We start from the raw sequence: 14,906 nt of genomic DNA, 5'->3' as shown, positions 1-14,906 counted from the left end.
GCTCTGCTCGCGAACGGTCGTGTGCCGGACTTTCGCCAGCAAGCTGGCTCCTACAAGAGCGTCATTTACCCAACCGAATCAGCGCATCCACCGCCACGGCACCGTCGGCACCGACCAGCAGTGGGTTCACGTCCAGCTCCAACAAGCGTCCGGCGTTCTCGCAGGCGTAATCCGCCACAGCGCGAATGGCTACCACCAGCGCGTCCAGGTCGGCCGTCGGTCGGCCGCGGAAACCGGTGAGCAGCGGCGCGCTGCGCAGGCTTAGCAGGGCGTCGCGAATCGCCGCATCGTTGGTGGGCAGCAGCAGGCTGCGGCTGTCCTTGAGCAGCTCGACGAGAATGCCGCCGGCGCCAATCACCAGGGCCAGACCAAAACCTTCCTCACGCTTTACTCCCACGATCAGCTCCGCAAGTGGCGGTGTGGCCATGCGTTCGAGCAGTACCTGGTCGAACGCCACGCCGGGCGCATAGGCGGCAATGCGTTGCCGCATTTCGCCCAGGGCCCGTTGCAGCGCTTCGGCATCACGCAGGTTGAGGGCCACAGCGCCGGCCTCGGTCTTGTGTGGCAACTGGGCGCTGACGGCCTTGAGCACCAGCGGGTAGCCAAGCTGGCCGGCATCCTCCACGGCACGCTCCGGCGTACTGAGCAGTGCTTGCGGAACCGGCAGACCAAAGGTGCGCAGGGCCTGTTTGGATTGCCACTCGTCGAGCAGTTCTCCCTCTTGCACCGGAGCTGGGCTCAGGGGCACCAGGGCCGATTCGCCGCGGGCCAGCAATTGTTCGCGGCGCTGCCGGTAACTGGCGATGCGGCCCCAGGCTGCCAGACCATCTTCCACCCCTTGCAGGGCGGCTACGCCACGGGCATGCAGGTATTCACGGGCATGGGGCGGGAGCAGTTCGGGCAAGGCCGAAGCGATGAAACCAGTCTTGCCGTGGCGTGCCAGTGCGTCGCAGTAAAGCTCCAGCAGCAGGTCGCACTGCGGGCGCTCACCGGTGGCTTCACCTGGGTAGTCGAGCACCAGCAGCGCGGCGTCGGCGGGGCTGCCCATGGCGCTATCGAGCATGCGCGCGAGGGCGTCAGAATCACCCCAGATGGCGGTGGTGAAATCCAGCGGGTTGGCGATATTGGCGTAGCCCGGCAGGACCTGCGCCAGCTCGTGGCGTTGGCCGTCGTCGAGCTTCGGCAGTTGCAGGCGGTTGGCTTCGGCGTAGTCGGCGATCAGACCCGCATCGCCGCCGGAGCAGGCCAGGGCGATCAGGCCGGGGCCGGTTGGCAATTTGCCGCAGGCAGCGGCCTTGAGGGTCTCCATGAAGCTCACCGGGCCGCTGACACGGATCACCCCAAGGCGCTCGAAGAGGCTGTCGTACAGGGCATCGGAGCCGGCCAGGGAGCTGGTATGGCTGAGGGCGAGTTCTGCGCCGATCTGCGATACGCCGGTCTTCAGGGCGATGATCGGGATGCCCTTCTCCAACGCCTTGTGCGCCGCACGGGCGAAGCCCGGTACGTTTTTCAATCCTTCAAGGTGCAGGCCGATGGCGGTGACACGGGGTTCGTCCAGCAGCACATCCATCAGCTCGGCCACGCCCAGTTGAGCCTGGTTGCCTACCGAGGCCATGTAGGCCACCGGCAGGGAGCGGTCGCTCATGGACAGGTTGTAGGCGAAGTTGCCGCTCTGGGTCAGCACCGCCACGCCCCTCTCCACCAGCTGGCCGCCGTGGGCCACCGGCCAGAGGGCGGCGCCGTGGAGGTAGTCCAGCAGGCCGTAGCAGTTGGGTCCGAGCAGCGCCATGTCACCAGCCGCCGCCAGCAACTGCGCCTGCAGGGTCTGGCCCTCGGCGCCGGTTTCAGCGAAGCCGGAGGCGTAGCAAATGGCGCCGCCAGCGCCCTTGGCGGCCAGGGCAGCGACGCTGTCCAGCGTCTGTTCACGGTTGGTGGCAATGAACACCGCGTCCGGCCCACACGGCAGGTCGGCGACGCTGGCCACACAGGGCACGCCTTCCAGTTCAGCGTGCTGTGGATTGACCAGCCACATCTGGCCGGCGAAGCCGCCTTCGGCGCAGCGCTTGAGCGCACGGGCCATGCTGCGACCACCGATGAAGGCGAGGTGCTTGGGCGCCAGCAGGCGCTTGAGGTTATCTCGATTCATGTTGGATCTCGGAATAGGATTTGCCGGGATTTCCCTCACCCCTAGCCCCTCTCCCCGAGGGAGAGGGGAACGAAAGCGTCAGCGCAGCAGCGGCCGCAGCAGTTCGCGGGAAATGATGTGACGCTGGATTTCCGAAGTGCCTTCCCAGATGCGCTCGATCCGCGCGTTGCGCCAAATGCGCTCCACCGGGCCTTCGTCCATCAACCCCATGCCGCCGAAGATCTGCACCGTCTCATCGGCCACCTTGCCCAGCACTTCGCTGGCGAAGAGCTTGGCCATGCCGGCTTCGCCGTCGGTCATGCTGCCCTGGTCCATCTTCCAGGCGGTGTGCAGGGTCATCAGCTCGGCCGCGCGAATCTGCGTGGCCATGTCAGCGAGCTTGAAAGAGATGCCCTGGTAGGTGCCGATGGGTTGGCCGAACTGCTTGCGGTCGGCGGCCCATTGCAGCGACAGATCGAGTGCGCGCTGCGCCTGTCCGACGCAGTTGGCCGCGACCATCACGCGGCCGGCGGTGAGCCAGGCGTTGGCCACTTCCCAGCCCTTGTCCACCTCCCCAAGGACCTTGGAGGCAGGCACGCGGCAGTCATCGAAGAAGATTTCGTAGGTGTGGTAGCCCTTGTTGCTGACACAGCGGGGGCCACGGCGCACGGTCATGCCGGCGGTGCCTTTGTCCACCAGGAAAGCGGTGACGGCATTGCGCTTCTTGCCGTTGTGTTCGTAGGTGTCGGTGACGGCGAAGACGATGGCGAAGTCGGCGTGGCCGGCATGGCTGATGAAGTGCTTGGCACCGTTCAGGACGAAATCATCGCCATCGCGCACCGCGCGGGTCTTGATGGAGTTGGCGTCGGAGCCGGCGCCCGGTTCGGTCAGGGCGAAACAATCGATCTTCTCGCCCTGGATGCTGGGCAGCAGGTACCGCTCGATCTGCTCACCCTTGCAGGCCATGAGGATTTTCGAGGGACGCGCAACGAACACGTGCAGCGCCCAGGACACCTTGGACAGCTCGCGCTCGACCAGCGCCTGGGACAGGTAGTCGAGCCCGCCGCCACCGACTTCTTCCGGCATGTTGAAGGCATAGAAACCAGCAGCCAGCGCCTTGCCGCGAATTTGCGCGGCCAGCTCCGGGGACACGGCGTCGGCGCGGTCCACTTCCTCTTCATAGGGCAGCAGTTCCTTCTCGACGAAGCTCTTTACCGCCTCGACGAGCATTTCCTGTTCCTGGGTCAGTTTGAAATCCATGGGAGTCACCTGCCCGCGCTTAGCGGCCTTTGAATTGAGGGGAACGTTTCTCGGCCACGGCGCGCAGCGCTTCGGCGGCGTCTTCGCTGCGGCCACAGAGCAACCCGGCGGCCTGTTCGGCTTCCAGTTGCTGGGCGAGGCTGCGGCTGGCGCCATCGCGAATCAGCGCCTTGGCCTGGGCAAAGGCGAAGGTGGGACCAACAGCCAGGCGCGCAGCCAACTCACCTGCGGCGGCCTGCAGTTGCTCGTCAGCGCAGACTTCACCCACCAGTCCTGCGGAGAGGGCCCGTTCGGCATTCCAGAGTTCGTCGAGGAACAGCAAACGCTTGGCCTGCTCGCCACCGATCAGGCGTGGCAGATGCCAACTGGCCCCCGCGTCCGGCGAGTAGGCCATGCCGGTGTAACCGGCCTTGAAGCGCGCCGAGGCGCCGGCAATGCGGAAATCGCAGCACAGCGCCAGGTCCATTCCCGCACCGACAGCAGTGCCATTGATGACGGCGATGGTGGGTTTGGCCAAGCCATGCAGCCGCGACATCAGGGCGTGGGCGGCTTCGGTCCAGCCATAGGTTTCCAGTTCGCCCCGGGCTTCGGCTTCGGCCCATTCGGCGAGGTCCGCACCGGCACAGAAACTGCGACCTTCGCCGGTCAGCAGCACAACACGCACGGCCGAATCGGCCTCATGGGCCGCTAGTAGTTCGAGCAGGGCGTTCAGGGTGGGAATATCCAGCGCATTGCGCTGTTGGGGGCGGTTCAGGGTGATCCGGGCGACACCGGCTTCGACCTGGCTGAGCAAGGTGGTCATCGCAACCCTCGTCTTGTTGTGATTGGTGATGAGGAATTCGGAATGATCCTAAACGAGTGTTCAGGAAGGCGGCAATCCTGCCCAAATGGGGTATGTAACGCCGCGACACATACTTAAGTGTTTGTTTTTAATGCAATTTATTCGAATGAAAGCGGAGTTGAAACGCCGCTTGTTACATCTTTGAACAACTCGGAACCGACGCAAGCCGGGCAAGAATCTCGAGCGGAGGATTGGCCGCCCTCACCCCAACCCCGCTCTGCGCCCCGGCCAGATCGCTTCGCGATCTGGCGCTCATCGGCACCGAAAGCAGTGCTTCCGAAGGCGTGCCTCTTCGCCCCAAAGGGAGAGGGGGCAGTCAGTGTGGAGTTGAAGACTTGCACGCTTTCTGTAGGGGCGAATTCATTCGCCAATCAGGCCGCAGGCCTGACCCCGGACGTTCGCGCTGGTGTTACACCGCAGGTGCGACCATCGCCTGGCGTTGACGCTTGAACTGCAGGAAGAAGTAGACGGCGTAGCAGACACCGACGAAGCCGAAGCCCCAGTAGAGCGACGGGCGCTGCGTCGGGTCCAGTGCCAGGAAGACGAACAGCGAGCTGCACAGCAGGATGCAGGCCAGCGGCAGGATGGGATACAGCGGCGCCGCGTACTTGAGGTCCTGGACGGTACCGCCCGCCTTGTAGTGCTCGCGACGGAAGCGGTACTGGGCCAGGGCGATGACGATCCAGGTCACGGTGCCAGCCATGCCGCTGATGGCCATCAGCACCATGAACAGCGTGTCGGCAGCCACCACGCTGGTCAGCAGCGACAGCAGCGCGAAGCACAAGGTGATGCTCAGGGCACGCAGCGGTACACCGCGCTTGCTGAGTGTTGTCAGGCTGCGCGGTGCCATCCCGGTCTTGGACATGGCCCAGAGAATGCGGGTGGAAGCGTAGAGACCCGAGTTGCCCACCGAGAGGATGGCGGTGAGGATGACGAAGTTCATCAGGTCGGCGGCAAAGGGAATGCCGACCATGTCGAACACCTGAACGAAGGGGCTTTCCATCAGGCCTGCTTCCTGCCACGGCACGATGGCCGAAAGCACGACGATGGCCAGCACGTAGAAGATCAGTACGCGAAACACCACGTTGCGCACCGCGCGCGGGATGCTCTTTTCCGGCTGATCCGTCTCACCGGCGGCCACGCCCATGATTTCGCAACCCTGGAAGGCATAGACCACCGCCATCATCACGGCGAACACCGCGGAAAGGCCGTTGGGGAACAGGCTGTCGCCGACCAGGTTGGAGAACATCGGGGCCGGTTCGCCGCTCGCCAGCGGCAGGCCGCCGAAGATTGCCAGGAGGCCAACGATGATGAAGCCGAGGATGGCCGCCACCTTGATTCCGGAGAACCAGTACTCCGCCTCGCCGAAGGCGCGAGTAGCCAGGGCGTTGAGGGAGAACAGCACCACCACGAACAGCGCCGACCAGTACCAGATGGGCACCTCGGGGAACCAGCGCGTCATGAGCATGCCGGCGGCGGTGAATTCCAGGCCGACGGTGGTGGCCCAGCTCATCCAGTAGACCCAGCCGATCATGAAGCCGGTACCGGGACCGATGTAACGGGTGGCATGAGCCTGGAAGGAGCCGGATACCGGCATCTGCACCGAGAGTTCGCCCAGGCAGACCATCACCAGGTACATCAGCACGCCGGCCACCAGATAGGCCAGCACGGCGCCGGCCGGGCCACCCTGGTTGATGGTGACGCCCGAGCCCATGAACAGGCCGGTGCCGATCACGCCACCCAGGGACAGCATGAAGATGTGGCGGCTTTTCAGCGCGCGGGTGAGCTGGATGCGCTCTTCAGACATGACGCACCTCCAGATGGAGGTGACGGGACAGGTGGGCTTTGCGGGTCATTATTCTTGTCTCCAATAGGCCACGAGGACCGCGTTGGACGCGGTTCGGACCGATTATTGGAAGGACTTGTAAGACCCCGTTGTACGTGGGGATCGAAGTTGTAAAAAGTCGTAAGGAATTTGTTCGATTCTTACGAAGCGCCTTGCAGCTGCGCGTCCAGCACCGCCGTCGAACGCACCAGCAGCTCTTCGAGGCGCGGCTTCAGCGCCTGCAAAGCGTTGGCATCCCCGGCCAGCGCCACGCTTTCCAGCTCCCTCAAACACGCGGCCAGGGCCCGCAGGCCAAGGGATTCGCTGCTGCCCGCGAGCCGGTGGGAAAGGTGCCCGACTTCGGCGCAGTCCTGGGCGGCCAGGGCTTCCAGCAGGCCCGCGCGATGTTCATCGAGCATGCGCCGCAACATGACCAGCAGCCCCTGGACCTTCTGCTCGCCGAGCAAGCCACGATGGGTATCCAGCAGTTGCCGGTCCAACAATTCGGCCGCGCCATCGCCTTCCTGCGTCGCCCCCTGCCCGGCCAGTGCCCGGCGCAGGTCATCGAGCTTCAGCGGTTTGGCCAGCGCGCCTTGCATGCCAGCGTCCAGGCAACTGCGCACCAGTGCCGGCTGCAGGCTGGCGGTGAAGGCAAGGATGCGGCTACTGCGGTTGGCGCCTTGCTCGTCGGCACGGATCAGCCGGCACAGGTCGGTGCCGGACATGCCGGGAAGGTGCAGGTCGAGCAGGATCAGGTCGAAGCGCCGCTGCCGGCACAGCTGCAGTGCCGGTTCGGCGTCTTCGGCCAGGGTGACCCGATGGCCGTCGCGCTCCAGTAACCCGGACACCACCTCGCGGTTGAGTGCTACGTCCTCCACCACCAGCACATCCAGCGGCTCTTCCAGAGGAACGACATTCGGGACGGAAGGCTCGTTTCGCGCAGCCCCCAGTTCGAGTTCGAACCAGAAGCAACTGCCCTCGCCTTCCACGCTCTCGACGCCGATCCGCCCGCCCATCAACTCCACCAGACGCTTGCTGATGGCCAGTCCCAGGCCGGTTCCACCGTAGCGTTGAGCCACGGCTTCGCTGGCCTGGGTGAAGCGTTCGAAGATCTTCGCCTGCAGTTCCGGGGCGATGCCGATCCCATCGTCGGTGACGCTGATGCGCAGGCGCTGCCCCGCCTCCCGAGCCTCCAGCAATTGCACCTCGACGAGAATCTCCCCTTCTTCGGTGAACTTCACCGCGTTGGCCAGCAGGTTGCTCAGCACCTGACGCAGGAATTGCTCGGCACCGTGGCAGCGGCCCTGTACCCGCGAGTCGATACGCGTACGCAGGATGGTGCCGTTGGCACTGGCCCGCGGTTCCAGCAGGGTCAGTACCTGATCCACCAGCGCCGGCAGGGAGAAGTCGACCAGTTCCGGCCGACCCTCCCCTTCTTCCAGACGGGCGAAATAGAGCACCTCGTTAAGGATCGCCAGCAAGCCTTCAGCGGCCTTGTGCAGGGCTTCCAGGCGCTTGCCGTCGCGCTCGTCCAGCGAAGCACCCCGCAACAGTTCAGCCATGCCGAGGATGCCGTTGAGCGGCGTGCGGATTTCATGGCTCATGGTGGCGAGGAAACGCGACTTGGCCAGGTTGGCGGATTCGGCGTCTTCCTTGGCCCGCTGCAGGCTGGCGGTGCGTCGCTCCACCATGCCTTGCAGGGCAGCGCGGTCTTCCTCGCGGCGCTGGATGTCGTCGAGGATCGCCTGGCGCATGTCATCCAGGGCCTGCGCGACCGTGTCGATTTCATCGGCGCCACGGCCGGGCCGCCGATCGAGGCGCAACGCCTCGTACCAGTCGCCGGCGCCGACTCGGCGGGCGAAGTCGGCCATCACCTGCAGGTGACGGGTGACCAAGCGGTGGAACAACCAGGAAAGCGCCACGGCGAGGCCGCAGAGGAAGATCCCCATCCACAGAAGGCTGGTAAGACCGGTGGCATAGAGGCGCTGGTAGACAGCACCGAGGTCGACTACGACTTCCAGTTCGCCGAGTTGGCGCCGCTCACCGCTGGGCGGCTGGTAGGACAGTGGAAAGCTCGCGCGACGCTGCGGGCCGGCGGGCTCACTGACACCTTCCTGCAGGTCGAAATCGGCACTGGTCAGGCGCACCCGGGAGATGTCGGGGAAGTCCGCCAGGCCGCGGAGCTGCATCTTCAGCTGCTCCTGGTTGAGGTCCCAGAGGCTGCGCTCGAAGCTAGCCAGGTAGCCGACACGGATCAGCTCCAGGCGCGCTTCGATGTCGCGCATTTCGCGGCGGTATTCCAGGTGCAGCTGCACCGCGCTGGCGACGAGGGTGAAGCACAGGCTGAACAGCAGGATGAACAGCAACAGCCGGCGCAGCAGGCCGCTGGCAGGTTTCGATGCGGTCATGGCCTGGACTCCGGCTGGACGATCATGTCGCGGTAGGCGGCTTCGCTCTCGGCCAGCCAGCGCTCGATCTCGCCGCCGTCCGCCAGGCGCTGCAACTCGGCGTCGATCTCCGCCATGCGCGCGGCGAGGGGCGAATGCCGGGACACCGCCAGGCGCAGGTGGTCGACGGCCAGGGTCAGGGGCAGCGCACGGAGGTCGTCACCGCCGGGCAGGTGTTCGATGTACAGCAGGCCAGTGCGCCGCTCGTAGGGGATGAAATCGATGCGCCCGCGGATCAGCTTGCCGAAGTTCTGGCTGCTGTCGGAAACCCACTCGATATTGCCGGCGCGGGCGACGATCTGGTCGAAGGCGTCGCCGTAGCTTTCACCGAACAACAGGCCGCCGCGATAACCCTTGAGGTCCTCCAGCCTGTCCACCTGGAGCGGGTGCTGGCGGTTGTAGAACACCGCCACCTCCTCGCGCAGCACCGGCACTTCGGCGAAAGCCAGCGTGGCCTCGCGTTCGGGCGTGCGATAGGCCAGCACCACGTCTACCCGCCCTTGCGCGGCATCCATCAGGCAGCGTTTCCAGTTGCCAAGCACCACCACTTCCACGTCCAGGCCGAGCCTGGCGAACACTGCCTTGACCACGGTCGGCGCCAGGCCGCGTACCTGCTTGCCGTCACTCCAGGAAATCGGCGGATAGACCGGGTAATCGCAGTAGCGCACCGCAGGTGAGGCCTGGACGGTGCTGCAGAGGATGATCAGCGCCAGCAGAACGACACGTACCATGGATTCAAGCGGTGCTGGCCGTGGCGGTGAACAGGTAGCCCGCGCCGTGGATGGTGATGATCAGCTGAGGCTCGGCAGGATCATCGCGCAGCTTTCGCCGCAGCCGCCCTACCAGCACATCGATGGAACGGTCGTTGGGCAGCCATTCGCGGTTGCGGATCTGGTCCATCAACTGGTCGCGGCTGAGGGTGTGCCCGGCATTGCGCAGGAAGACGCTGAGCAACTGGAATTCGCCATGGGTGAGCAGGGTTTCGCTGCCGTCCTGGTCGATCAGGCGGCGGCGGTCATTGTCCAGCATCCAGCCGGCGAAACGTTTGAGCTGAGCGGCAGGGGCGACGGCGGCCGGTTGCTGGGCATGACGTACCCGGCGCACCAGGTTCTTGGCGCGGGACACGAGCTCACGGGGATTCAGGGGTTTGACCACATAGTCGTCGGCGCCGCACTCAAGGCCAACGATGCGATCGACTTCGTCGTTGCGGCCGGTGATGAGGATGATGCCGACCTCGGAGCGCACGCGCAGCTCGCGGGTGAGGGTCAGGCCATCCTTGCCGGGCAGGCGGATGTCGAGCATCACCAGATCGACCGGGCTTTCCGCCAGCGAGGCTTCGGCCTGTTCGGCGGTGCTGGCGCAACGCACCTGGTAGCCCTCCTGGGCGAGGTAGGACTGGAGCAGTTCACGGATCAGCGGATCGTCGTCGACGATCAGCACACTGGGAGCCATTGCAAATGCCCTCCGCCGCCGCTGCTTGGCGGGGCGCTTTTATTGTTGGAGTGGCTGGAGGTTATCGCCCGCTGAACGATCGATCAACAGGCGCCGACGGGACGCAGGAAACGCTGCATGCCGCCAGCCTGGAGACCGTCTACCCAGGCTTCGCAGATCTGCGCACCTTGTGCGGGCGTGAAGGTCTGCGGGTTCAATCCGGATTCCAGCCAAAGCCCATCGAGCAAGGCGCTGAGGCTGATCGCGGCGAGCTCGGCGTCGAAACCCTGCCAGCCTTCCTCAAGCGCCAGTTCGGTGAGCACCTTGGCCAGGATGGCCCGGTACTCGCCGTAGGACTGATCGTGCGCCAGGTTGATGGCCTGGGCGGTCTTCACCGCTCCCCAGAAGGCGAGCCAGGCTTCCAGCAGTTGGGGGTCCAGCAGTTCTGCGCTGAAGGACGCCTGGAAGAATGCCGACAGTCGCGGCCGTGGGCTGGACGGAGCATCGTCGATGGCGTCGCGCAGGAGCTTCATCACCCGCCCGGTGACGGCCAGGTACGCCTCGGCGACCAGTTCATCCTTGCTTGCGTAGTGATGGTTGATCAGCCCCACCGACACGCCAGCCTCGGCGCAGATCTTGCGAATGGATGCGCCTTGGAAACCATGGCGTTTGAGGCAAATGAGGGTCGCTTCGATCAGGTGCGCCTTGCGCAACTCGGGGTCCAGGCGGGAGTAGCGCACATCCTGGGTTGTCATGCCGAAAACTCCTTTGATGGTCCGGCGATTAGTAGAGCCTGTTCATGCTCTCGCGATGCGCAGCAGATCATGGACAGGTTCTGAACGACTGTACAGGAGGGCGCCGCCCCCACCTACCCGTTCGGGTTATGGCCGCTATCGCCCAAGGGGCACACAGTAGGTAGCGAGGCGATTCGATAACAACAATAGAGGTGAACCGATATGCGCAAGACCCTGGTCGCAGCACTCGGCACGACGCTCATCCTGTTACCGGCCCTGAGCCCGGCGGACGACAGCAACACCCTGCGCCTGTACAACTGGTCGGACTACATGGGCGAGCACACCCTCGCCGAGTTCGAAAAGGCCACCGGGATCAAGGTCGTCTACGACACCTTCGACTCCTACGAGACCGTGCAAGGCAAGTTGCTGCCCGGCCGCTCCGGCTACGACCTGGTGGTGCTCAACGCCGCCCTGGTGCCGCCACTGCTCAAGGCGGGTGTTTTCCAGCCGCTGGACAAGAGCCGCCTGCCCAGCTGGGGCAACCTCGACCCGCAGGTCCTGGCCAGCCTGGAACACTTCGATCCGGGCGTGACCTACTCGGCGCCCTACACCTGGGGCAGCAACGGGATCACCTACAACGTCGACATGATCAAGGCGCGCATGCCCGATGCCCCGATCGGCTCCCTGGCGATGGTCTTCGACCCCGAAATCGTGTCGCGCTTCGCCGACTGCGGCGTGACCCTGATCGACTCCCCCACTGATGTGCTCCCGCTGGCGCTGGCATACCTGGGTCGTGACCCGAATAGCGCGGAGCCCGAGGACCTCAAGGCCGCCCAGGACCTGCTGATGAAGGTGCGTCCCTACATTCGCAAGTTCGACTCCATGAGCTACCTCAACGGTCTGGCCAACGGCGATCAGTGCATCGCCATGACCTGGTCCGGCGATTACGCCACGGCCCAGACTCGTGCCACGGAAGCCGGCGCCAAGGTGAAGCTGGACTACTTCATTCCCAAGGAGGGCTCGCTGATCTGGTTCGATGACTTCTACATCCCCAAGGACGCGCCCCATGTGGAGAACGCGCACAAGTTCATCGAATACATGCTGCAGCCGAAGGTGATCGCCCAGGTCACCGACTACATCCGCTACGCCAATAGCAACAAGGCTGCCACACCGCTGGTAGCGGCCGAGGTGCGCAACGACCCGGCGATCTACCCCGACGACGCGACCCGCGCCCGGCTCTTCACCCAGAAAACCCAGCCGCAGAAGGCCATGCGCCTGATCACCCGCACCTGGAATGCGGTCAAGACCGGCAAATGAATTGAACTGCCCAGTAGAGATGGACCCGAGGTAAAGACCATGAACACCCCAAACACCGACTTCTTCGCCCAGTTCGACGATGAGCGCCTGGTGGCCGCCGACAAGGCGCATTACATGCACGGTTACCACGTCTTCGACGACCACCGGGAAAATGGCGCGTTGAACATCGCGGCCGGCAGTGGTGCCTATATCTACGACACCGCTGGCAACCGCTACCTGGACGCTGTGGGCGGCATGTGGTGCACCAACATCGGCCTCGGCCGTGAAGAAATGGCCGAAGCCATCGCCGAGCAGGTGCGCCAACTGGCCTACTCCAACCCCTTCTGCGACATGGCTAACGTCAAGGCCATCGAGCTGTGCGAAAAGCTGGCCGAACTGGCGCCGGGCGACCTCAATCATGTGTTCCTCACCACCGGCGGCTCCACGGCCGTGGATACCGCTTACCGCCTGGTGCAGTACTACCAGAACTGCCGCGGCAAGCCGGAAAAGAAACACGTCATCACCCGCATCAACGCCTACCACGGCTCCACCTTCCTCACCATGTCCCTGGGCGGCAAGGCGGCGGATCGTCCGGCGGAGTTCGACTTCCTCAAGGACCGCATCCACCACATCTCCTGCCCCAACCCCTACCGGGCGCCAGCGGGCATGGATGAGGCGCAGTTCCTGGAGTTCCTGGTCAACGAGTTCGAGGACAAGATCCTCACCCTGGGCGCGGACCGGGTGGGTGCATTCTTCGCCGAGCCGATCATGGGTTCGGGTGGCGTGATCATCCCGCCGGCCGGCTACCACAAGCGCATGTGGGAGGTCTGCCAGCGCCATGACGTGCTCTACATCTCCGACGAGGTGGTGACCTCCTTCGGCCGCCTGGGCGCTTTCTTCGCCTCGGAAGAGGTGTTCGGCGTGGTGCCGGACATCATCACCACCGCCAAGGGCCTGACGTCCGGCTACCTGCCGCTGGGCGCCTGCATCTTCTCCGAGCGCATCTGGCAAGTAATCGGCGAGCCGGGCAAGGGTCGCTGTTTCAGCCATGGTTTCACCTACAGCGGGCACCCGGTGAGCTGCGTCAGCGCGCTGAAGAACATCGAGATCATCCAGCGGGAAAACCTGCTGGCGCATGTGGACGAGGTGGGTGCTTACCTGGAGGAACGCCTGCATACGCTCGCGGACCTGCCGCTGGTGGGCAGCGTGCGCTGCAAGAAGTTGATGGCCTGCGTCGAGTTCGTCGCCGACAAGGCCAGCAAGACCCTGTTCCCCGATGAGCTGAACATCGGCGAACAGATCCACCTGCGGGCGCAGAAGCGCGGATTGCTGGTACGGCCCATCGTGCACCTGAACGTGATGTCGCCGCCGCTGACCATCACCCGCGCCCAGGTGGACGAGATCGTCGACACGCTGCGCGAGGCCATCCTCGAAACCGCCGCTGACCTCAAACGAAGTGGCGACTATGCGGGCAGTTGAGGGAGTCTGTTCGCTATTGGACGGCACCAGTAGACTGCTGGACATGACCAACGCGACTCCCGACAGCACCACCCCGGCCACCCTGCATGCCTGGCATGCGGGGCTGGCTCGCGCCATGGCCAGCGTCGCGGAGCCTTCGTTCTGCGAGCACCTGATCGATGCACTGCGAAGCCTGGTGCCCATCGAATCGGTGCTGCTGGGCCTGGAGTGCAAGGGGTTGGCGCCGCGACCGCTCTACCAGTGCGGTATTCCCACCGAATATCGCGAGGCGCTGATCGAGCGCTACTACGCTCGCGGCTACCTGCTGGACCCCTTCTGTCTCGCCATGGAGAACGGCTTGGCCGAAGGCTTCTACCACCTCTCGGAAATCGCTCCGGACGACTTCTTCAGCAGCGAGTACTACCGCACCAACTACCTCAAATGCGGCTCGGTGGAAGACGCCCATTTCATCGTCGACTTAGGTGGCCAACGCAAGGTGTCCCTCTGCGTGTACCAGGGCCGCAGTGGGGCACGCTTCAGCCAGGAAGAACTTGCGCTGTTACGGACGGCGCACCCGCTGGTGCGCGAACTGATGCGTCAGTTCGACGAGCGCGGCGGACTGGTGCGCTGCCTCGATGGCCATGGACCTGCCCCCATGCACACGGCACCGGCTGCGGCGCTGAACCAGCAGATACGCGAGGCCTTCATGAACTTCGGCAGCGATCGCCTGACCGAACGCGAACGGGAAATCGCCCACCTGCTGCTGCGCGGACACTCGGCCAAATCCAGCGCCAAGGTGCTGGAAATCTCCCCGGAAACCGTGCGCATGCACCGCAAGAATCTCTATACCAAGCTGGAAATCAGCTCCCAGGCCGAACTGTTCGCCCTGTTCATCGACTGGCTGACAACCTGACGCACGACCTTTTCGGTCAAACGGCAGTGGGCAGGTCGCATCCTTTGACTAGGCTTGCTTGTCTCTTCCCCCAACCGGAGACGCGCCATGCCCATCGAGAAAGCCCTGTATACCGCCCACGCCGAAGCCTACGGTGGTCGTGAAGGCCGTGCCGTGTCCTCGGATGGCGTGCTGGATGTGAAGCTGACGACTCCCAAGGAACTGGGCGGCCCTGGCGGCGACGGCACCAACCCCGAGCAGCTTTTCGCGGCGGGTTATTCGGCGTGCTTCCTTGGCGCCATCAAGTTCGTCGCCGGCAAGGAAAAGATCACGCTGAGCGAGGACACCTCCATAGAAGGCGCCGTGGGCATCGGCACCCTGCCGACAGGTTTCGGCATCGAAGTCGAACTGAAGATTTCCCTGCCCGGGCTGGACAAGCAGGTCGCCAAGGAGCTGGTGGACGAGGCGCATATCGTCTGCCCTTACTCCAACGCCACGCGCGGCAATATCAACGTGAAACTGACCCTGGTGTAGGAGCGAGGGGGACGCCTAGTTCTTGCTCGCGAATGCCGTATGCAAGGACTGTTCGCCAGCAAG

12 protein-coding genes are annotated in these 14,906 nt (G+C 64.5%); 4 read left to right on the top strand and 8 right to left on the bottom strand.

From position 1 onward, the window contains the following. Positions 1–61 precede the first annotated feature (61 nt). From MnOB_RS02935 to MnOB_RS02900, 8 genes are all read right to left on the bottom strand, one after another. Positions 62–2,146 carry an acetate--CoA ligase family protein gene (locus tag MnOB_RS02935; RefSeq protein WP_077521846.1) on the bottom strand — a complete coding sequence of 695 codons (2,085 nt, stop codon included), beginning with the start codon at positions 2,144–2,146 and terminating at the stop codon, positions 62–64. A gap of 78 nt (positions 2,147–2,224) precedes the next feature. Further along, entirely contained in the window at positions 2,225–3,385 is a 1,161-nt protein-coding gene (locus tag MnOB_RS02930; protein ID WP_077521844.1) for an acyl-CoA dehydrogenase family protein, read from the bottom strand. Between the two features lie 19 nt (positions 3,386–3,404). Then, positions 3,405–4,187 (bottom strand): enoyl-CoA hydratase/isomerase family protein, encoded by a 783-nt coding sequence (locus MnOB_RS02925; RefSeq protein ID WP_077521842.1) that lies wholly within the window; start codon positions 4,185–4,187, stop codon positions 3,405–3,407. 448 nt (positions 4,188–4,635) lie between these two features. Then, positions 4,636–6,033 carry an amino acid permease gene (locus MnOB_RS02920; protein ID WP_077521840.1) on the bottom strand — a complete coding sequence of 466 codons (1,398 nt, stop codon included), beginning with the start codon at positions 6,031–6,033 and terminating at the stop codon, positions 4,636–4,638. Positions 6,034–6,212: 179 nt separating this feature from the next. Continuing rightward, positions 6,213–8,459, bottom strand: a complete 2,247-nt coding sequence (locus tag MnOB_RS02915; protein ID WP_077521838.1) for an ATP-binding protein — start codon at positions 8,457–8,459, stop codon at positions 6,213–6,215. After that, a complete protein-coding gene (locus MnOB_RS02910) occupies positions 8,456–9,229 on the bottom strand; it encodes a substrate-binding periplasmic protein (RefSeq protein WP_077521836.1) in 774 nt (257 codons plus the stop codon). Before MnOB_RS02910 ends, MnOB_RS02915 begins: the two co-directional genes overlap by 4 nt. A 4-nt stretch (positions 9,230–9,233) precedes the next feature. Beyond that, positions 9,234–9,950, bottom strand: coding sequence for a response regulator (locus MnOB_RS02905; RefSeq protein ID WP_077521834.1), 717 nt, complete (start codon positions 9,948–9,950; stop codon positions 9,234–9,236). Positions 9,951–10,033: 83 nt separating this feature from the next. Next, positions 10,034–10,684 carry a TetR family transcriptional regulator C-terminal domain-containing protein gene (locus tag MnOB_RS02900; protein WP_077521832.1) on the bottom strand — a complete coding sequence of 217 codons (651 nt, stop codon included), beginning with the start codon at positions 10,682–10,684 and terminating at the stop codon, positions 10,034–10,036. Between the two features lie 201 nt (positions 10,685–10,885). Here MnOB_RS02900 and MnOB_RS02895 point away from each other — a divergent pair, with 201 nt between their 5' ends. The 4 genes from MnOB_RS02895 (at position 10,886) to MnOB_RS02880 (ending at position 14,843) form a co-directional block, all read left to right on the top strand. Continuing rightward, positions 10,886–11,980 (top strand): polyamine ABC transporter substrate-binding protein, encoded by a 1,095-nt coding sequence (locus tag MnOB_RS02895; protein WP_077521830.1) that lies wholly within the window; start codon positions 10,886–10,888, stop codon positions 11,978–11,980. A 39-nt stretch (positions 11,981–12,019) separates the two neighbouring features. After that, complete coding sequence (locus MnOB_RS02890) at positions 12,020–13,438, top strand: aminotransferase (RefSeq protein WP_077521828.1); 1,419 nt, start codon at positions 12,020–12,022, stop codon at positions 13,436–13,438. Between the two features lie 43 nt (positions 13,439–13,481). Further along, the gene (locus MnOB_RS02885) at positions 13,482–14,330 is read left to right on the top strand and encodes a helix-turn-helix transcriptional regulator (RefSeq protein WP_077522068.1); all 849 of its coding nucleotides are present in this window, start codon (positions 13,482–13,484) and stop codon (positions 14,328–14,330) included. 87 nt (positions 14,331–14,417) lie between these two features. Continuing rightward, entirely contained in the window at positions 14,418–14,843 is a 426-nt protein-coding gene (locus MnOB_RS02880; RefSeq protein ID WP_077521826.1) for an organic hydroperoxide resistance protein, read from the top strand. Positions 14,844–14,906 lie beyond the last annotated feature (63 nt).

Origin of the sequence: Metapseudomonas resinovorans, from assembly GCF_002003485.1 — a bacterium.
Taxonomy (GTDB): Bacteria; Pseudomonadota; Gammaproteobacteria; order Pseudomonadales; family Pseudomonadaceae; genus Metapseudomonas; species Metapseudomonas resinovorans_D.
The sequence above is the reverse complement of the archived record's forward strand: the minus strand, read 5'-3'. Positions and strand labels throughout refer to the sequence as shown.